This window comes from Streptomyces sp. NBC_00663 (genome assembly GCF_036226885.1).
Classification (GTDB): Bacteria; Actinomycetota; Actinomycetes; order Streptomycetales; family Streptomycetaceae; genus Streptomyces.
The window spans coordinates 1,366,816-1,385,723 of the sequence record NZ_CP109027.1; the positions used below are offsets into that span (position 1 = coordinate 1,366,816).

General features: G+C 72.1%; 15 protein-coding genes. 11 read left to right on the forward strand and 4 right to left on the reverse strand.

The annotated features are described in order from the left end of the window. Nucleotides 1-52: 52 nt before the first annotated feature. Nucleotides 53-1,123, forward strand: coding sequence for a UDP-glucose 4-epimerase GalE (gene galE / locus OG866_RS06255; protein WP_329332426.1), 1,071 nt, complete (start codon nucleotides 53-55; stop codon nucleotides 1,121-1,123). Here galE and OG866_RS06260 read toward each other — a convergent pair. Both OG866_RS06260 and OG866_RS06265 read right to left on the reverse strand, forming a co-directional pair. Then, nucleotides 1,071-2,894, reverse strand: coding sequence for a glycoside hydrolase family 15 protein (locus tag OG866_RS06260; RefSeq protein ID WP_329332427.1), 1,824 nt, complete (start codon nucleotides 2,892-2,894; stop codon nucleotides 1,071-1,073). The genes galE and OG866_RS06260 overlap by 53 nt on opposite strands. A gap of 192 nt (nucleotides 2,895-3,086) precedes the next feature. Continuing rightward, on the reverse strand, nucleotides 3,087-3,941 hold the full coding sequence (locus OG866_RS06265) for a hypothetical protein (RefSeq protein ID WP_329332428.1): 855 nt from the start codon (nucleotides 3,939-3,941) through the stop codon (nucleotides 3,087-3,089). Between the two features lie 87 nt (nucleotides 3,942-4,028). On the opposite strand from OG866_RS06265, the gene OG866_RS06270 reads away from it, so the two are divergent. From OG866_RS06270 to OG866_RS06315, 10 genes are read left to right on the forward strand one after another with little or no spacing between them, the layout of a single operon-like run. Next, nucleotides 4,029-5,372 (forward strand): hypothetical protein, encoded by a 1,344-nt coding sequence (locus OG866_RS06270; protein ID WP_329332429.1) that lies wholly within the window; start codon nucleotides 4,029-4,031, stop codon nucleotides 5,370-5,372. Continuing rightward, the gene (locus tag OG866_RS06275; RefSeq protein ID WP_329332430.1) at nucleotides 5,357-6,406 is read left to right on the forward strand and encodes a hypothetical protein; all 1,050 of its coding nucleotides are present in this window, start codon (nucleotides 5,357-5,359) and stop codon (nucleotides 6,404-6,406) included. The genes OG866_RS06270 and OG866_RS06275 overlap by 16 nt, the downstream gene beginning before the upstream one ends. Next, complete coding sequence (locus OG866_RS06280) at nucleotides 6,403-7,524, forward strand: glycosyltransferase (RefSeq protein WP_329332431.1); 1,122 nt, start codon at nucleotides 6,403-6,405, stop codon at nucleotides 7,522-7,524. The genes OG866_RS06275 and OG866_RS06280 overlap by 4 nt, the downstream gene beginning before the upstream one ends. Nucleotides 7,525-7,540: 16 nt before the next feature. Continuing rightward, nucleotides 7,541-8,980 carry an RtcB family protein gene (locus tag OG866_RS06285; protein WP_329332432.1) on the forward strand — a complete coding sequence of 480 codons (1,440 nt, stop codon included), beginning with the start codon at nucleotides 7,541-7,543 and terminating at the stop codon, nucleotides 8,978-8,980. Then, nucleotides 8,977-10,221 (forward strand): phosphotransferase family protein, encoded by a 1,245-nt coding sequence (locus OG866_RS06290; protein ID WP_329332433.1) that lies wholly within the window; start codon nucleotides 8,977-8,979, stop codon nucleotides 10,219-10,221. Before OG866_RS06285 ends, OG866_RS06290 begins: the two co-directional genes overlap by 4 nt. After that, nucleotides 10,218-11,510: an O-antigen ligase family protein gene (locus OG866_RS06295; protein ID WP_329332434.1), complete on the forward strand. Its 1,293-nt coding sequence runs from the start codon at nucleotides 10,218-10,220 to the stop codon at nucleotides 11,508-11,510. The genes OG866_RS06290 and OG866_RS06295 overlap by 4 nt, the downstream gene beginning before the upstream one ends. 59 nt (nucleotides 11,511-11,569) lie before the next feature. Beyond that, the gene (locus tag OG866_RS06300) at nucleotides 11,570-12,943 is read left to right on the forward strand and encodes an oligosaccharide flippase family protein (RefSeq protein WP_329332435.1); all 1,374 of its coding nucleotides are present in this window, start codon (nucleotides 11,570-11,572) and stop codon (nucleotides 12,941-12,943) included. Further along, nucleotides 12,864-13,838, forward strand: coding sequence for a methionyl-tRNA formyltransferase (locus OG866_RS06305; protein WP_329332436.1), 975 nt, complete (start codon nucleotides 12,864-12,866; stop codon nucleotides 13,836-13,838). Before OG866_RS06300 ends, OG866_RS06305 begins: the two co-directional genes overlap by 80 nt. Beyond that, entirely contained in the window at nucleotides 13,835-14,497 is a 663-nt protein-coding gene (locus tag OG866_RS06310) for a PIG-L deacetylase family protein (protein WP_329332437.1), read from the forward strand. Before OG866_RS06305 ends, OG866_RS06310 begins: the two co-directional genes overlap by 4 nt. A 2-nt stretch (nucleotides 14,498-14,499) precedes the next feature. Beyond that, nucleotides 14,500-15,186, forward strand: coding sequence for a sugar transferase (locus OG866_RS06315; RefSeq protein ID WP_329332438.1), 687 nt, complete (start codon nucleotides 14,500-14,502; stop codon nucleotides 15,184-15,186). Here the strand turns inward: OG866_RS06315 and OG866_RS06320 are convergent. Both OG866_RS06320 and OG866_RS06325 read right to left on the reverse strand, forming a co-directional pair. Next, a complete protein-coding gene (locus tag OG866_RS06320; protein WP_329332439.1) occupies nucleotides 15,101-16,138 on the reverse strand; it encodes an LCP family protein in 1,038 nt (345 codons plus the stop codon). The genes OG866_RS06315 and OG866_RS06320 overlap by 86 nt on opposite strands. Further along, nucleotides 16,138-18,876, reverse strand: coding sequence for a DegT/DnrJ/EryC1/StrS family aminotransferase (locus OG866_RS06325; protein WP_329332440.1), 2,739 nt, complete (start codon nucleotides 18,874-18,876; stop codon nucleotides 16,138-16,140). Before OG866_RS06325 ends, OG866_RS06320 begins: the two co-directional genes overlap by 1 nt. Nucleotides 18,877-18,908: the final 32 nt, after the last annotated feature.

Here is an 18,908-nt window from a genome sequence, read left to right on the forward strand (position 1 = left end):
ATATACGCCGTAAACATACGACGTCCTGTCCGGTAGTCGGGAGCGTCATGCCATGACGCGCAGCGGCCCCGGCCCCCCGTCCACGGTCCTGGTGACGGGCGGAGCCGGATTCATCGGCTCTCATGCCTGCGTCGAGCTGCTCGACCACGGCTACGAGCTGATCGTGGTCGACGACTACTCCAACAGCACGCCCGAGGTCCTCACCCGCGTGGAACGGATCGCCGGCCGTTTCGTCGGCGCCGTCTACGAACTCGACGTCCGGGACCGGCGCGCTCTGTCGGCCGTCTTCGACCGGCACGCCGTCGACGCCGTGGTGCACTTCGCCGCGCTCAAGTCCGTCGGCGCCTCGACGCGGCGGCCCTCCGAGTACTACGACACGAACGTCGGCGGCACGACCGCGCTGCTGCGCACCATGCACGACCACGGTGTGCACCGGCTGGTGTTCTCCTCCTCCTGCTCGCTCTACGGCGACGCCGGGCACGGCTCCCTCGCCGAGTCCGTCCCCGCCCGCCCCTCCAACCCTTACGCCGCCTCGAAGTGGCTCTGTGAGCAGATCCTCGCCGACGTCTGTCGCCGGTGCCCCGAGTACACGGTGCTGAGCCTGCGCTACTTCAACCCGGCCGGCGCCCACCCCAGCGGGCTGCTCGGCCAGGACCCCCGCGGCGAGCCCGACAACCTGATGCCCTACGTCGCCCAGGTCGCCGCCGGCCGCCGGAAACTGCTCCGGGTCTTCGGCGGCGACTACCCCACGCGTGACGGCACCGCGGTCCGCGACTACCTCCACGTCATGGACACCGTCGAGGCGCACCGGGTGGCGCTGGACCATCTGGCCGACATGCCCGGTATGCATGTGTTCAACCTCGGTGTCGGCAGGGGCAGTTCGGTGCTGGACGTCGTCGCCGCGTACGGGCACGCGGCAGGGCGTGAGGTGCCGTACGAGATCGTGGGCCGACGTCCCGGTGACGTGGCCGAGCTGGTGGCCGACGTGTCAGCGGTGCGCCGGGCCTGGGGCTGGCGGCCCACCAGGGACCTGGCCGACATGTGCCGGGACTCGTGGCGGTTCCAGCAGCTCAACCCGCAGGGATACGCGGGATCCGCGCGGCATCCGAACGGGAAGCGGTGAGCGCGAACGCCGTCTCCACCAGGGCGATGTGGCTGAACGCCTGGGGAGTGTTGCCCAGTTGGCGCCCCGCGTCCGGGTCCCACTGCTCGGACAGCAGGCCCACGTCGTTGCGGACGGCGAGGACCCGCTCGAACTCCTCCCGGGCACGGGCCGGTTGTCCGGTCGCTGCGAGGGCGTCGGCGTACCAGAGGGTGCAGGCGACGAAGGCTCCCTCGGCGCCGCGCGCGCCGTCGACCGCGTGGGCGCCGGGGCCGTCCGGTACGTACCGCCGGACGAAGCCGCCGTGGGCGAGACCCCGCATCGCGCGGACCGTGGCGCGCACCCGTTCGTCCCCGGCGGGCAGGAAGCCCAGGCGCGGGATCAGCAGCGCCGAGGCGTCCAGGGCCGGGGAGCCGTAGGACTGGACGAAGGAACGCCGGCGTGGGTCCCAGCCCTGCCGGCACACCTGCCGGTGCACCTCCTCACGCATCGCCCGCCAGCCGTCCGCGTTGCCGTTCCGGCCGAGGAGCGCGCCCATCCTGAGGGCCCGGTCGGCGGCCACCCACACCATGACCTTGGAGTGCACGAACTGCCGTGCCGGGCCCCGCACTTGCCACAGACCCTGGTCGGGTTCGCGCCAGTGGCGCTGGAGATGGGCCATGAGCGCCTCCACCAGGTCCCAGAGATGGGCGGGCAGGGGGATGCCCGCCCGCAGCGAGAGGTGGAGGGTGTCCAGGACCTCGCCGTACACGTCGAGTTGGAACTGGTTCACGGCCGCGTTGCCGAAGCGGACCGGGCGCGAGCCCTCGTAGCCGGGCAGCCAGGGCGCCTCGGTCTCGGGCAGCAGCCGCTGGCCGCCGACGCCGTACACGGTCTGGAGATCGGCCGGATCTCCGGCGATGGCCCGCACCAGCCAGTCCAGCCAGGCCGTCGCCTCCTCCCGGTAGCCGCTGCGCAGCAGACAGGACAGGGTGAGGGTGGAGTCGCGCAGCCAGCAGTAGCGGTGGTCCCAGTTGCGGTCGCCTCCGACGCGGCCGGGCAGCGAGGTGGTGGGGGCGGCGACGACACCGCCGGTAGGGGCGTAGGTGAGGGCCTTGAGGGTGATGAGGGACCGCAGCACCGCCTCGCGATAGGGCCCCTCGTAGCGGCAACGGGCGGTCCAGCGGCGCCAGAAGTCGCAGGTCTCCTTCAGGACCGTCTCGGCGGGCACGTAGAGCGGGGCGGGTGATTCCGGCAGATGCGACGGCGACCAGGCGAGCGTGAACGCGAGCCGCCGTCCGGCCGGGACGGTGAACTCGTGGACCGTGCTGCCCTCACCCGGCACGGCATGGACCCGTCCGTCGGTGTGCAGCCAGACGGCGTCCGGGCCGGCGACGGCCACCGCGCACTGGTCGACGGCCCGGATCCAGGGCGTGACGCGGCCCTGGTGGAAGCGCAGCCGCAACTCGCTGCGCAGCCGGACGGTGCCCGACAGCCCCTCGACGATCCTTACGAGGCACGGCAGTTGGGCCCGGGGCGGCATGAAGTCGGTGACCCGGACCGCTCCGGTCGGGGTCTCCCAGCGCGAATCAAGGACCAGGGTGTCCTGCCGGTACGCCCGGTGCGCGCAGGTGCCGCCGCCGACGGGGGCGACCCGCCAGAGGCCGTTGTCCGGCGTCCCCAGCAGGGCGGCCAGACAAGCGGGTGAGTCGAAGCGGGGCAGGCACAGCCAGTCGACGGAACCGTCCCTGCCGATCATGGCGGCGGTCTCCAGGTCGCTGAGGAGGGCGTAGTCCTCGATGGGTGCGTTCATGATCGGGCCCGTCAGCGGTCGTACCGCTCTCCAACCCACCCCGTATCACGCTGTCGTTGAAGCCGTATATTTACGGTGTATATCTACACAGTGCTACCCGAATGGGACGCGAGTCAAGCCCCCGTTCAGCACCTCTTGACGCGGCACCCAAATCGGATGAAAGTGTATATATACACCGTAAACGTGCACGCCCTACGCAGGCTCGCCCGAGGGAAGTGGAAACAGCTCATGCGGCGCGTCATTGAGCCTCTTCAGCACTCGGAGCAGCTCCGGATGGTCGGTCAGCTCGCCACCCTTGTACTCCCAGGAGAACGTCAACTGGCCGAGCCAGTCGGAACGCTGCCACTGCGCGATCATGCCGGTCAGCTCATCGGCAGTGGGCCAGCGCCACTGCTCGAACGAGAACGCCTGGATCATGCCCATGTAGCGGGTGACCCCGGACTTGCGGAGACTTTCGAGCGTGCGTGGAATCTTCGTCCAGTCGCACGGCTCACCGACCAGACAGGGGTAGACGTTGACGCTCATCACGTCCGTCGTGCCCCGGAACGCCGCGAAGTGGTCGGGCCGGTCGACATTGACCACCGTGAAGCGGCTCCTGTCCGGGTCGAGCGAACGCACCAGCGCCGCCCGCGCCCGGACATCGGCGGCCGCCCCGGGGCAGTTGAGGTCGGTGTTGGGCTCGTCCGCGATGAAGTAGCCGGCGATCCGGGGGGCATCGGCCAGGCCGTAGTGGGCGAAGCGGCGGCCGACCTCCGCGTCGGTCCAGTTCCAGCGACAGCGCTTCTTGTCGTATCCGCCGAGCCACACCAGGGCGCGCTGACCCGCGACAACGCCAGCGACTCCATCAGGCGTGACGTCGACCAGCGAGTAGCCGTAACGCCTGGTCGCCGGATTCGTGGTGTTGAGCGCCACGGAAAGGAACTCTCCCGGCACCGGCGCGTAGCTGGTGCGCTCGGACGGGGCCCCCTCGGGGGCACACGAGCCGACGAGCAGCAGTCCGGCCGCCACCAGCGCGACGGCCCCGTACCCGGCCCGGAGGTGAGCCATCGGCATGCCTCCCCTGCGCCGCAGGCCACATCAGCCAATCCGGCGAATCGGACAAAACTCGCCTTCTGATCCTACTGAGGATGCGCGATGGAATTCAATGAAGCCCTGCGCCGCACCATCGGTGGACACTGGCGCCTGCTCGTGCTGTTCGTCGTACTGCCGATGATCGTGATGACCGCCATCGGACTGTCCGGATCCTCGGCGTATGCCTCGAAGGCACGCGTTCAGGCCTCCGCGACGCTCCCCACGACCGACGTCCAGGCCAACGCCATGCTGAGCCGCGTCAGGGCGGTCGTCACCAGCGGTGCCGTCGTGAACACGGCCCTGCGCAAGGCGGACATCACCGACCGCAGCGCGGCCGACGTCGCCCACCGGACCAAGGTCTCGCGGCTCGGCGGATCCGCCGTCTTCACCATCAAGGTCACCGACCGTGACCCGCGGACCGCGGAGAAGCTCGCCGGTGCCCTGTCCGAACAGCTCGTGGCGTTCTTCAACGGCTCGGGCAACCTCCTGATCACGGAGCTGATGGACCGTCAGGCCAAGCTCCAGGACGAGCGGGTGCGTGTCGCCGGGCAGCTCCCGGACGCCGACAGCGCGGCGGAGTCCGGGCGGCTCACCGCCAAGCTCGGCGCCCTGGACCAGCAGCTCCTCGACGTCCAGGCGGCCATGCGCGCGGCGCAGGCCGACGGCTTGGGCGACCGGACGGCCTCGCTTCTCTCCTCGGCGGGCGACGCCGTGGCCGTGCCCCTGCTCACCGGAGTCGACTTGGCACTCGCCGGGGCGATCGGACTGCTGACCGGACTCCTCGCGGTGACACTGCTGGAGGTGTTCCGGCCGCATGTCGCGGGCCGCTACGCCTTCGGCAGGGAGCTCTCGGCCCCTGTGCTGGGCCGCCTCCCCAAGGCACTGCGCGACTCGGCGGACCCGCCTGCGGTCGACGCCGAGACGATCGTCGCCCTGCGCCGCGCCGTCGCCAAAGACGGGGCCGGGACCGCGGTGCTGACCGGGCCCGCCCCCGACGACCGGCTCGCCGCACTCGCCGAGGAGCTCGAGGACCGAATGGCCGCGCTCGGCTCACCGGCCCATGCCCCGGCCGTAGAGGTGCACAACGGCCAGCACGCCGACGGCAACGGCGCCGGCGGGCGGGTACGGACGCTGACCCGGGAACGGGTACGGCAGGCCGTGACCGCCCCCGCCACCCTTGCCTCCCCCGGCCCGGGGTCAACGGTCCGGGTCCGTGCGCTGCATCAGGTCGACAGCGTCTCCGACCAGGCTCGGCATGCCCTCGTCGCCGTGGAACCGGAGCTTGTGCCCTACGCCGAACTGCGCCGGGTGCAGAACCTGGTGGCCACGACCGGCTGGCCGGCGATCGGCGTCCTCGGCGACGGCGCCCGTCACTCCCGCACGGTCGGCCGATGGGAGCGTGGCTGATGCGCGGCGTGCTGATCCAGGCGGGGCAGCGGCTCCTGGTCGACTGCCGGTGGGCTCCGCTGTCACCGCTGCTGACCGAAGCGGCCGCCGACGCCTGGCAGGCCGCCGGGCAGAGCAGGGCTGACGTCTGCCTTGAGGTGCAGGCACGGCACAAGCCGTTCGACGTACGGGGCTGGGAGACCCTCGCCCGGGGCGCCTTCGTCCGGGACGGCGTCGTGGTGTTGCGCAACGCCTGCGGCAGCGGGTTCGACCTGCTGCTGGCCGTGGACGGCGACGGACTGCGGGTCGTGGCGCGCTGGTGGCCACCGGTACGGGAGCGAGCGGCCGCGCACCTGCTGCGGTCCCGCTTCCATCTGCTGGTCAGGGCCACGCTCTTGCAGTACCCGGCGTTGTGGTGGGCCGGGTGCAGGGGACTGGTGCCGGTGCACGCCTCGGCTTTGACGATCGCACCGGCGGGCAAGGGCGGCACGAGTACCCGGGGCTCGCCCCTGCTGTTGGCCGGGCCCGGCGGGACGGGGCGGTCCACCCTGCTGCTGGGCGCTGTCGCGGAAGGCGGCCGCGCCTGCTCGGACAACCTGTGTGTGACGGACGGCCGAGTCGTACACGGTCTGATCGAACCGATGCGAGTGCAGGGAGGCGGCGGTCGGCGCATGGCGCACGGGCGGACCGAGCGACCGTTGCCGGGGCGCGTCGACGCCCTGTGTCCGGACCGGCTCGTCGTCCTTCGCCGGGCCTGCTCGGGCCGCCCCGAGATACATGCCCTCGACGCGGAGCAGGCCGCGCGGAGCCTGATCGCCGGCACGTACGCGGCCGGGGAACTGCGTCGCTACTGGCCCTTCGCCGCTGTCATGGCGCTGGGCACCGGCCTCGGACCGCCTCACCCCCCGATAGCGGAAAGCGCGTCGCAGATCGCGGCCCGACTGCCGGCGCACGAACTGGTGCTCGGCGACCGGCCCGACGAAGGGCTCGCCGCGCTCCACAGCCTGGCCGCGCCGGAGCGCGAGCACCGCGAACACATGGAGGCGCTGCCATGACCAGACTGAACGTGGCCACGGTGATCACCCGCTTCGAAGCCGGGGCCGGCATCGTCGCACTGCGCGGGGCCCAGGCACTGGACCCGGCCGGATACCGGACCACCGTCATCACCGGCCAGGGCAGCCGACTCCTGGGCCTCGCCGCCGACCACGGCATCGAGGTTCTCGTGGAGCCCACGTTGCGCTCCCCGATCTCACCCGGAGACGACCTGCGTGCCTTGCACCGACTGACCAGGCTCTTCGGCCAGTCGCAGTTCGACGTCGTACACACGCACAGCGCCAAGGCCGGCACGCTCGGACGGCTGGCAGCGCACCGCGCCGGGGTGCCACGCATCGTGCACACCTTCCACGGGTTGCCGTACCACGAGTTCCAGTCCGCGCCACGTCGTGGCGCGTACATCGCGATCGAACGACAGGTCGGTCGGTTCACCGACGTGGCGCTGTGCGTGGGCACGGCCGTCGCCGTCGAGGTGGTCCGGCGGGAGCTGGTGTCGCCCGAGCGGGTCCGCACCATCGGCGTGCCGGTCGACCTCGACGCACCGGCCCGCACGCCCGCTGCCCGGTCCAGGGCCCGCGCGGAACTCGGTCTGCACAGGCCAGGCCCGGTGGTGGGAGCGGTGGGACGGCTCGCCTACCAGAAGAACCCCGAGACCTTCGTGCGAGCCCTGGCCGCACTCGGCCGAGCCGACGTGACCGGTGTGTGGGTCGGCGACGGAGAACTGGCCTCGCGGGTGCGCGAGTCGGCGGCGCGGGAGCGGGCGCCGGTGATCCTCGCCGGAGAGCGCACGAACGTACCCGCCCTCCTGCCCGCGTTCGACGTGTTCGCGCTGCCGAGCCGGTACGAGGGGCTCCCGGTCGCCGTCGTCGAGGCGATGGTGGCGGGGATCCCGGTGGTCGCCACCGCCGTCAACTCGGTGCCGGACGTAGTGGTCCCGGGCCGGACGGGACTGCTGGTGCCCCCACAGCGCCCGGAACTGCTCGCCCGCGCGATCGCCCGTCTGCTGGACCACCCGCGGGAGGCGGCTCGTATGGCCGCCGAGGCCCGCACACGGATCGGTGACGCCTTCGGCGCCAAGGCGCTGGGCGAAGAACTGACCGCCGCCTACGCAACTCCCTGAGTCCGAGGAGCCTCCCGTGCGTGTCGACATCATCAGCGGTCCGGACAGCGGTCCACGGACCGGGCTCACCGTGTTCGACAGTGACGCGGCGCCGGCCGATCCGGTGCTGCTCGGCCGGGTCCGGCGAGGTGTCGAGACAGCCGATCTGGCCGCGCCGCCGGTGGTGTTGCCGGACTTCTGTCACAAGGGCAAGTCGGAGCTGCCGTCGAGCATCGCTGTAGCCACCCGGGGTGCCATCCGGCCGACCCTCACCGACGCCGCTCTCAACTGCGGCATGGCGCTGGCCGTGTTGGACGTGCCGCGGCCGTCACCCGCCGCCGTGGAGGAGTTCTACCGCAGGGTGCGGCAGCGCTATCCCGACCCGCCCCGCTGGGCTTTCGAACTGACGCGCGACGAGGTACTGCGCGCGGCCGTCGAGGGCGCCCTGTTCTCCGCAGAGCGGTTCGGCGTGGACGCCGCGGACCTCGACCGCGTCGAGGAGTTCGGGCACCTCCCGGTCGAGGAGTACGGCGGGGCCCGCCGCGCCCGCAGGGAACTGCCCTGGGTCTGTGTGCAGTTGGCCCGGTTGAGGTTCGGCGGCATCGGGCCCAGTACCCATTTCCTGGAACTGCAGGAGGTCGAGGAGGTGCTGGAGCCGGACACGGCCCGTCGTCTCGGACTGCACCAAGGGCAGGTGACGGTGCAGTTCCACAACGGCGGCGGCGTGTTGACCGGCCAGATCGGCGCGCTGTACGCCCGCCGTCAGGCCGCGTCCCGGCTGCTGCGCGCGGAGATGGCCGTGCAGAGGCCGGTGTCACACCTGCTGCGGGGAGGCCGGCCGGCCGAACTGCGACAGAGGTACGGGACGTACTTCCACCGCGGATGCCCCTCGGTGCCGATCGAGGGGGACGAGGGACGGCGGGTGCTGCTGGCACAGCGGCTTGCCATGAATTACGGGTTCGCGTACCGGCTGGCCACCTTCGCCGCACTGCGGACCTTCGTCCGTGCGGCCTTCGGCGCCTCGTTGCGGCTGGTGGTGGACTCGCCGCACAACTCCGTCTACGAAGAACTCGTGGACGGCGCGCCGGCGTTCGTGCACCGGCACAACGCGGCCCGCGCCTGGACCCCGGAGCTCATGGCCGGCCACCCGGCCTTCGCGCACACCGGCCAGCCGCTGCTGGTCCCCGGCACCAACCGCACCTCGTCGTTCCTGTGCGTACCGGCCTCCGGGGCCGGGCGCAGCCTCTATACGGCGTGCCACGGCACCGGCAGCATCATCAGCGCGTTCGAGCGCAGCGGCCGCAGCGGGCCGGACCCCCGGCACCGGCACACCCAGTCCTTCTCCTACGGCCGGGCCACGCACCGCTCCGTCCCCCAGCTCGACGACGCGGGGGTCGACGCGGCGCTCGCCATCCTGTCGGGCAACGGCCTGGTCAGGCCGGTCGTCCGGCTCCGGCCGTTCGCGGTGCTGTCATGAGGACCGCGGCTGCGCCACTGGCAGCAGCACGGGCCGGGGTTCTCCCGCCCGAGCGCCGCTACCTGGCTCTGCCCTCGCGCCGGCGTCCGATCGTCGTGGCCGAGGACCGGCCACAGGTGCTTGCCTATCTGCGCCGGTGCCTGCTCGCGGTGCCGCCCACACAACCGGTGTGGCTGTATCCCGCAGCCCGGACGGCACTGGCGGTACCGGTGGTGCACCGGTACGTTCCGGGGCTCAGGATGCCCCCGAAGCGGCACTCCGAACCTGCGAGCCCGGTCGCCGAACTGCTCGCCGGGGCCGGGCCACTGCTGATGCTCGATCACAGCCACGACCCGGACGCCTGTCTCGTCGTACTCGTGTTCCCTCTGCACACCCCGCTGCCCGCGCTGGCACTGAAGGTCCCGACGGGGCCTGGCGCCGTACCGGGGATCCTGCGTGAGGCCGACCGGCTGACGGCGGTGGCCGCGCTGCCCCTGGGCCCCGTCCGGCGGACCGTGCCCGAAGTCCTGGGCCTGCCACGGCACACGGCTTTCCCCACGCTGCTCACCACCGCCCTTCCCGGCACATCGATGCTGGCCGCCTACCACCGGCCCGGCCATCACACGCGGCCCGCACCCGTGCACCGGGACTTCACCGCGGCAGCCCACTGGCTGGCGGCCCTTCAGTCGGCCACCTACGCGGGGACCGCGCCGCTCGACCTGGCGCCGCAGGTCTTCGACACTCTGGACGAGCGGCTGGCCGGGGACCACGCCCGCGCGGAACTGCGGGCTCTGCGCCGTCGGTTGCGTAGGCGCACGGCACCGCTGACCACCGCGCACGGCGACTTCTGGCCGGGCAACATCCTGGTGCGCGGCGACCGCGTCACCGGCGTGGTCGACTGGGAGAACGCCCGCGCCGTAGCGAGCCCGCTCGCCGATCCCGCCCGGTTCGTGATCGCCTACTGCGAGTATCTGGACCGCCGTGTCCGGCCCGGACACCATGTGCCCGGCCATCCGGGCCTCGTCGCCGGGCGACCAGGTGCCGCTCTGGCACTGGCCCTGGACGGCACGGGCTGGTATCCGCGGCTGGTCCGGCGTTTCCTGGCGGGGACCCTGCGACGCCTGGGCCTGCCCGCCGAGTGCGGCCGCGACGCCGTACTGGCGGAGCTGGCTGCGGTCGCGGCCGAGGCGACGGATCCGCGTTTCGCGGAAGCGCAGGCCCGGGCCTTCACCCACCTGGTGTCTTCGCGGGAGGCGTCATGACCACCCTGCCGACGACAGTCACCACCACCGTGCCGTACGACGCCCTGGGGCGGACCACAGCCGTCGCCGCCTGCATCGCGATGGTGCTCCAGCCGATGCTGCGCCCCACCGGGCCCGGCAACAGCGCGCCGGTGGACGTGTTCACGGTGGCCACCGTGGTGCTGAGCGTGCTGTGGGCGGCGACCTGCGGCCGACGACTCGGTGTGCCGTACGGCCTCGCCGGCACTCTGTTGCTGCTGAGCGGCGCCCTCGCGGGCCTGGCCGGACCGCTGCCCGGCGTGTCACTCATGAACCTGGCCAGGGAGGTGCTGCTGCTGACCTGGTGCGTCGCGCTGTTCAACATCGCGCGTCAGCCCGGAGTTCTGCGTCTGCTCACCGCCTCCTTCGCCTACGCGGGCGTGGTCTGGGCATCCGTCCTGGTCGCTGCCGACCAGCTGGGCATCACCGCGATCCAGGGTGTCTCGCCCACTGAGGGCGACCGGAAGCTGTTCACTCTCGGCGACCCCAACTACGCGGCCACGTACTGGGTGGTGTCGCTGTTCATGGTGTACGCGTCCCAGCGCCCGCGAACTCCCCTGGTGCGCTGGTACGGCTACACGGTGCTGATCTGGGCCCTGCTGCTCAGTCAGTCCAACGGCGGGGTCCTGGAACTCTGCGTCGGCCTGCTCCTCCTGGCCGTTCACAAGGTGTACCGGGCGCACCCGCGCAGCGGTCCTGTCGCGGCGGGCGCACTGGTGCTCGCGGTGGTCCTCGCGGCTGGTGCCTCGGTCGCCACCGCGCCCCTGGCACAGGTCCAGGACTGGGCCCGGCTGTCCGACCGCACGGAACTGGTGAACACGCTCGGCCGCAGTGGCACGAGCGCCGAACAGCGCAGCACACTGGTGCGCGAGAGCCTGGAACTGTACGAGCCGCACTGGCCGACCGGATCGGGTCCGGGTACGACCAAACAACTGCTCCAGGACAAGCAGTTCCCGTACGCCAAGGAAGTGCACGACGACTATCTGGCGGCTCTCGTCGAGCGCGGCCCCCTGGGCGTCGTCGCGCTGCTGGCCCTGTTGTCCGGCACGGCCTGGCGCTGTTCCCGAGTCCTGCGGGCGCCGCCCGGCAGCGGCTTCGCCGCCCAGGTGCCCCGGCCCGCGGGCCTGGTCGCGGCACTGGCGGGGCTGGCCGTGGCCGGCGCCTACTACGAGGTGCTGCACTTCCGGTTCCTGTGGGTACTGCTGGCACTCGTGGCCGTTCTGGCCTCCCCCGTCGACGACCCGACCACGAACCGCGCGGGCCCGCCATGACCGGCGCCGGGCCACCCGGCCCCCCTACCGACGGCACCGCCGACCTGGGGCGCCGCAGCATGATCGGGAACCTCGCGGCGCAGGCCACCGCCGTCGGCGTGGTCTTCGTCGCGAGTCTGCTGGTCGCGCGCCTGGCGGGCCCCGTGGTACTCGGCGAGTACGCGCTGCTGCGGATGCTGCCCTGGCTGACCGGTGTCGTGGTCAGCGGTGGACTGCCGGTCGCCAGTGCCTACTTCCTCGCGGGCGAGCGGCGGCACGATCGCGCGCTGCGGCCCACGCTGGCGCTGCTGGCCGGCGCCGGAGCTGTCGTCGGCGCGCTGCTCTGGGTGGCCTTTGTGCCCCTGCTGGACGCCCTGTTCCCCACCGTGCCGCGCGCGCAGCTCGTGCTGGTGGCGGTGACCGTGGTCACCCAGCTGCTCACGGTGTGGGGCAAGGCCTGCTGCCAGGGCCGGGCCGACATGCACGGCGCCGGCCTTGTCATCGTCGTCGAGGAGCTGCTCTTCCTGCCCGCCTACGCGCTCTCCCTGGCAACGGGGTTGAGTGGTTCCGACGCGGTGATCGGCGGCTTGCTCGGCGGTGGGATCGCCGCCACCGCGGTCTCGCTCGGCCGGCTGGCACGCACCGGGTTCGTACGAGAATGGGGGCGGCCGTCGGCCGCGCTCGGCGGCGAGGTGCTGCGCTACGGGGTGCGTGGCCAGCTCGGCAACCTGTTGATGCTGGTCAATCTGCGGTTGGACTTCATTCTCGTGGGCACGCTGTCGGGCCCCGCCGTGCTCGGTGTGTACGCCGTCGCCTCGAAGTTCGCCGAGGTGATGCGGCTGCCCGCCGTGGCCATGCAGTACGTGCTGTATCCGCGGTTCGCCCGCTGCGGTCTTCGCGTCGCGAGTGAGGAGCTGCGCCGGCTGCTGCCTCGGGCCCTGGTTCTGACGGCGGCGCTGGCACCCCCGATGGCCGGCGCGTCGGTGTTCGTACTGCCGCTGCTGTACGGCACGGACTTCACGGACGCGGTCGTCCCGGCCTGCATCCTGCTGGGCGGGCTGGCCGCCGAGGGCGCGACGGCCGTGTCCAGCGCCTATCTGTTCGGCGTCGGCCGCCCCGGAATCACCTCTTGGGGAATGGGCTGCGGCGTCGCCATGACCGTGGCCCTGGACGTGCTGCTGATCCCAGCGTTCGGAGCAGTCGGAGCGGCCTTGGCGTCCGGCTCCGCATATCTGGTCACCGCCGCGGTGCTGGTGACCCTGGCGCGTGTCGTGGCCGCACGCGGCACGCGACTCGGAAGGAACCGTCATGTGCAGCGCACCCGTTCGCTCCGCCACCCCGTCCCGGCCCGGCCGCGTGGTCCTGGTCGGCGCCGTGCACGAGGCACAGGCGGCCCTGGCCGCCCTGCTCGACTGTCCGACGGCCCGGCTCACCGCGGTGATCACGCCGCCTGACGCGGACAGGCGGGGGTTGTCGGGCGCCACCGACCTGACCCGCTCCGCACGTTCCGCCGGGGTTCCGGTGTTCTACGAGAGCGACCTCAACGTGCCCGGGGCGGCTGCGCTGATCCGTACCCTGGCCCCGGACCTCATGGTGGTCGTCGGCTGGACCCGGCTGCTCGGCCCCGGCGTGCTGTCCGTGCCCCGCCAAGGCTGCGTCGGCTTCCACGCCTCGTTGTTGCCCCGTCACCGCGGCCGCGCACCGGTCAACTGGGCGATCCTGCGCGGCGAGCGGGTCACCGGCAACACCATGCTGTTGCTCGACCCGGGCGCGGACACCGGCGACATCGTCGACCAGGTCCGCATCCCCATCGGGCCGGACGACACCTGCGGCACGGTGTACGAACGCGTGGCCCGGGCCGGTGCCGACATGCTGCGCAGCAACCTGCCGGCCCTGCTCACCGGCACCGCCCCGCGTCACCCGCAGAACCCCGCCGAAGGAGATGTGCTGCCCCGCCGCACGCCCGGCATGGGCGTGATCGACTGGGATCGCCCGGCGTCCGCGGTGCATGACTGGGTGCGCGCGCTGACCACTCCGTATCCTGGCGCGTTCGGTGTGCTGGGGGGTGAACGGGTGATGGTCTGGCGCACCCGCCCGCCGAACGGCGACGAGCCCGGTGGGCCGCCCGGCTCCGTGCTGGCTGTCGGGCCCGAGGGCGTTCGAGTGGCGACGCATGCGGAAAGCGTCCTGATCACGGCCATGAGCGGCCCGGACGAGTCTCCGCAGCCCGCGGCGCACTGGGCCCGCCGGGCCGGGGTGCGGCCGGGCGCGCAGTTCGCGGCGGTCCCGCCCGCGGTGGCCCGCTGGGTGCTGGGCGAGGGTCCACGGCCCGAAGGAGTGGCGCGATGAGTACCGTTCTCGTTCTGGCGGCGCATCCCGACGACGAGCTGCTCGGCGTGGGCGGCACCCTGGCCCGGCACGTCCACGGTGGCGACGCGGTGCATGCCGTCGTGCTCGCCGAGGGGGCGTCGAGCCGATACCGGTCGGGACTGGCTGAGGACCTCGCCAAGTCGGCGCAACGCGCCGCCGAGGTGCTGCGACTGTCCTCACTGGCGCTGTGGGACCTGCCCGACCAGCGCCTGGACACCCTTCCGCTGATCGACGTGGTTCAGCGGGTGGAGGCCGTGGTGGACGAGTTGCGCCCCGACCTGGTCTACACCCACTTCCCCGGTGACGTGAACGCCGACCACGAAGTGGTGGCCCGCGCCGCCTGGACCGCCTGCCGACCCTATGTCCTGCCGCGACTGCGCCGGTTCGCGGTGTTCGAGACGCCGTCGTCGACGGAGTGGGGGTGGTCGGCCGGCTCTCCCTTCACACCGTCCCTCTATGTCGACGTCACCGGCACACTCGACGCCAAGCTGGAGGCGATGGCCTGCTACGAGACGGAACTGCGCCTGCCTCCGCACCCTCGGTCGCTCGGCGCCCTGCGCGAGCGGGCCGCCTACTGGGGCAGCCGGGTCGGGCGGCAGTCGGTGGAGCCGTTCCAGGTGCTGCGGGAGGTGTGCTGACCATGGCGGCCCTGCGGCAGGACAGCGGACTGCGTCGCTCGGCGGACATCGCCGTCGCGCTGGTGCTTCTCACCGTGTTGTTGGTGCCCTTGGTACTGCTCGCCGTCCTGGTGCGGTGCACCAGCCGGGGTCCGGCCGTGTACCGGCAGTGGCGGGCGGGCCGTGGCATGCGGCCGTTCTCCATCCTCAAGTTCCGTTCGATGACGGTCGGCTCCGACCGGGCAGGGCCCGCGGTCAGCGGGTCCGGCGACCCCCGGGTCACGCGGGTCGGCCGCTGGCTGCGGCACACCCGGCTCGACGAACTCCCGCAACTGGTCAACCTTCTGCGGGGCGACATGACCCTCGTCGGGCCGCGCCCCGAAGTCGAACGCTTCCTTCCGTACTACACACGGCGCGAACTGCGGCTGCTGGACGTGCGGCCCGGAATCATCGGTCCCGGCGCGCTGTACGTGGTCGACCGGGGCAGCGAGCTGGCTGATCCGGACCGCGCCGAGGAGCGGTATGTGGAACTGCAGTTGCACCCGAAGCTGGCGCTGGATCTGGACTACCTCCACGACCGGCGGCTCGCCGTCGACGTGCGGCTGGTGGCGTCCGCGGTGTCCGTCAGCTGGCTTCACCCGTCTCGACCGCCTGCCACCGCTGCCGCAGTTCGTCCTCGTCCAGGATCAGGGCGTACTGACCCCGGATGATCCGCGAGCGGACGATCGGGGCCGTGCTGAAGGAGGCGTCCGAGGCGTCCTGATGCCGTAGGCCCAGGACCAGGTCACGCAGGTCGCTGTTGGACATGTGGTCGTCGACGCTCACGGTGCGCGTCACGGCGTCGAGCATCCGCGCGGTGCCCAGCGGATCGGTGAGGCTGACCTCGGCGCGGATCTCGGTGACCAGACTGCGCAGAAACTGCTGTTGGTGCTTGATGCGGTCCAGCTCACCGCCGGGCACACCGTGGCGCTGCCGGACGTAGGCCAGCGCCTCCTCGCCGTCCATGACGTGAGTGCCGGCGCTGAAGTGCTGCTCCAGCACCGGATCGTAGGAGTCCTGGGGGACGGTGATGGGGACGCCTCCGACGGCGTCGGTGAGGGCCTTGAAACCGTGCCAGTCGATGACGCCGAAGTGATCGACCCGGGTCCCGGTGAGCCGTTCCACCGTCTCGATCATGAGAGGCGGACCACCCCACGAGAACGCGGCGTTGATCTTCGCGGTCCCGTGGCCCGGGATGCCCACCCAGCTGTCCCTCGGGATGGACATGACGTCGGCACGGTGGTCGCCGACACTCAGGTGCACGAGCATCAGGGTGTCACTGCGCTGTGCGCCGTACCTCCACAGACGGGTCGTGGCGTCACTGCCGGTGGTGGGCTTGCTGGAACGGCTGTCGACGCCGGCCAGCAGAAAGGTCGTGCCGCCGTCATGGGCAGCGGGTCTGGGCGGCCGCGGTCCGGTGGGGAACGCGTCGGGGATGCGGGTGACCTGGTCGCCGTAGTGGCTGGTACCCCACCAGACGGCGCCCGCGCCGAGGGCGACGAGGGCGAGGACGGCCGCCAGGCCGGACAGCAGCAGGGCGCGCAGGACGTGGCGGCGTCGACGAAGGCGGTGTCTGGGCTGCCACGTCGGCCATGCGGGCCGCCTCGGTGCACGCGCGCCCATCAGAAGTCGTCCGGGTAGGGGTCCGCCAGGGCCGCGTGCGCCAGCTGGGCGGGTTCGTCCGCGGGGAACCCCTGGAGGAGTCCGGCGAGGACGCGGCGCACCTCGGCGGCGTCGTTGCGCTCGGCCGCGGCATAGAGGTCGGGGAGCCGCTCGGGCAAGGGGCTTTCACCGGCTGTGGGCAGCGCGGCGAGGATCCGCGGATGGGCCGTGCGTGCGTGCTGTTCGTCTGTCGAGAAGAGGGTCTCGTTGAGCTTTTCGCCGGGCCTGAGACCGGTGAAACGGATGTCGACGTCCGGAACGTGGACGGAGCGGGCGAACTTGCGGACGAGGTCGACGATCCGCACCGGGCTGCTCATGTCAAGGACGAACACCTCCCCGCCCTCGGCCATCCGAGCCGCCTCCAGGACCAGGCCGACGGCCTCTTCGACGGTCATGAAGAACCGGGTCACATCGGGGTGGGTGACGGTCACCGGGGACCCGGCGCCGATCTGCTGAGCGAGGACCGACAGCAGCGAGCCACGGCTGCCGAGGACGTTGCCGAAGCGGACGGCGGTGAAGACGCTCCCCGGCGGAGCGGCGTCCTGGGCACGCCGGACCAGGAGTTCGGCCAGGCGCTTGGTGGCGCCGAGGACCGACACCGGGTCTGCGGCCTTGTCCGTGGAGATCAGCACGAAGCGCTCCGTCCCGGCGGCAGCCGCGGCGCGTAGCAGGTTCTCGGTGCCGCGCACATTGGACTTCACGCCCTCGCACGGATGCAGTTCCAGCAGGGGCAGGTGCTTGTGGGCGGCGGCATGGAAGACCACTTCTGGGCGGAACTCGCGGAACACCTGGTCGACGCGGGGCCGATCGCGGATGTCCGAGATGACGATGTCGTCGCTGCGCAGGGCGTCGCCGTAGAGCTCGAGTTGGAGGCGGTGCAGATTGGACTCGTCGTGGTCGAGCAGGAAGAGCCGACTGGGGCCGAAGGCACGCACCTGGTGGCAGAGTTCGCTGCCGATGGAGCCCCCGGCGCCGGTGACGAGCACGCGGCGCCCGGCTACGACGGCCCGCGCGTCGGGGCTGACCACATGTATCTCGGCGCGGCCGATCAACTCGCTCACATCCAGTTCCCGCATGTCGCTGCCGACCACGTCACGACGGAGCGCGGCAATGAACGACGGCAGGTAGCGCACACTCGCCCCGGCGGCCTCGGCGGCGTGTGCCACCCGGCGGAAGCGGTCCGCGGCGAGTCCGGGGATGGCCACGACGACCGCTTCGATCCCCTGGTCGAGGACCGTGGTGCGGGTGGCGTCCAGCTCGCCCAGTACAGGTAGCTCGGCCGCGGCGCCGCCGAGCCGTTTGACGGGGTCGTCGTCGAGGAAGCCGACGGGTTCCAGCCCGAACTCCGGGGCTCGCCCCAGGTCCCGGGCCAGCGCCCGCCCGGCCTCCCCCGCACCGATCACCAAGGTACGCAGGGCGGCCGGTCGCGGAGCCCTGGTCCGTCGGTCGTCGCCGAGCCCGGCCAGCTCGGAGCAGACGCGATCCACGGCCCGTTCCCCGAGGTCGGGATGCAGGGGAAGCGAGAGCAGCTGCGGGAAGAGTTCGTCGGCGCCGGGGAGCCCGCCGTGCGGCACGAGTGCCGTGGCGTGGAAGTACGACAGGTGATGCAGCGGGACAAAGTGCACGGATGTTCCGATACCGCCGTCCGAGAGCCGCACGGCGAGTTCGTCACGGGTCATGCCGTACTCCTCCAGCACGCGCACCACGTAGAGGTGCCGGGCGTGCCGCCCCGGGCCAGCGGTCCGCAGTGGCTCGATGCCGGGTACGGCCCGCAGCGCGGCGTCGTACCGGTCGGCCGCCTCGTGGCGGCGCTCCTGCCAGGCCTCGAGGTGATGCAGCTGGGCGCGCCCGATGGCGGCCTGGACGTCGGTCATGTTGGCCTTGAGGCCGGCTTCCTCCACGGTGTACTGCCAGCTGCCACCCGGCAGATGGCGCCGCCACGCGTCGGTGGACATGCCGTGCAGCCGAGCCCGCCGGATCCACTCGGCCAGGGCGGGATCGTCGGTGGTGACCATGCCGCCCTCGCCGATGGGCAGGTTCTTGGTGGCGTAGAAGCTGAAGCAGGCAGCCCGCGACAGCGAGCCGACCGGGCGGTCACCCACCGTGGCTCCCAGAGCGTGCGCGGCGTCCTCGATCACGTGGGTCAGGGGCAGCCGTGCGGCCTCGGCGAGCTCGGCGACGGGTGCGGGGGCCCCCGCGTAGTGCAGGACCATCATCGCGTGCGGGCACCCGCAAGCCCGGGCCGCGCGGGCGACGGTGGCCGGCGTCGGCATGGCGGTACGTGGATCGACGTCGACGAGCACGGGACGCAGCCCGGCGTGCATCACCGCCTGGGCCGCGCCGCAGAAGGTGATCGCGGGCACCAGGACGCCGGCACCGGGTGGCAGCCGCAGCGCGCGCAACGTCAGTTCCAGCGCCGCGGTGCACGAGCTCACCGCGACGGCGTGGGCGGCGCCGACATAGTCGGCGAACTCGCGCTCGAACAGCTCAGTCTCCGGCCCCATCGTCACCCAGCCGGACGCCAGGACCCGCTGGGCGGCCCGACGCGCCTCGAGGGTGATCCGGGGTGCGGCGAAGGGTACAGCGCGCTGTTCCTCCGGCTGGTGTGCCGGACCAACACCGGCCTGGGCCACGCCGTTGAGAGATGGCTGAGCGTATTCGGCCCGCTCCTGCCGATGCCGCAACCGGTGGACTGTCATTTCTCGCTCCCCGGTTCTGACGCCTCGTGGGG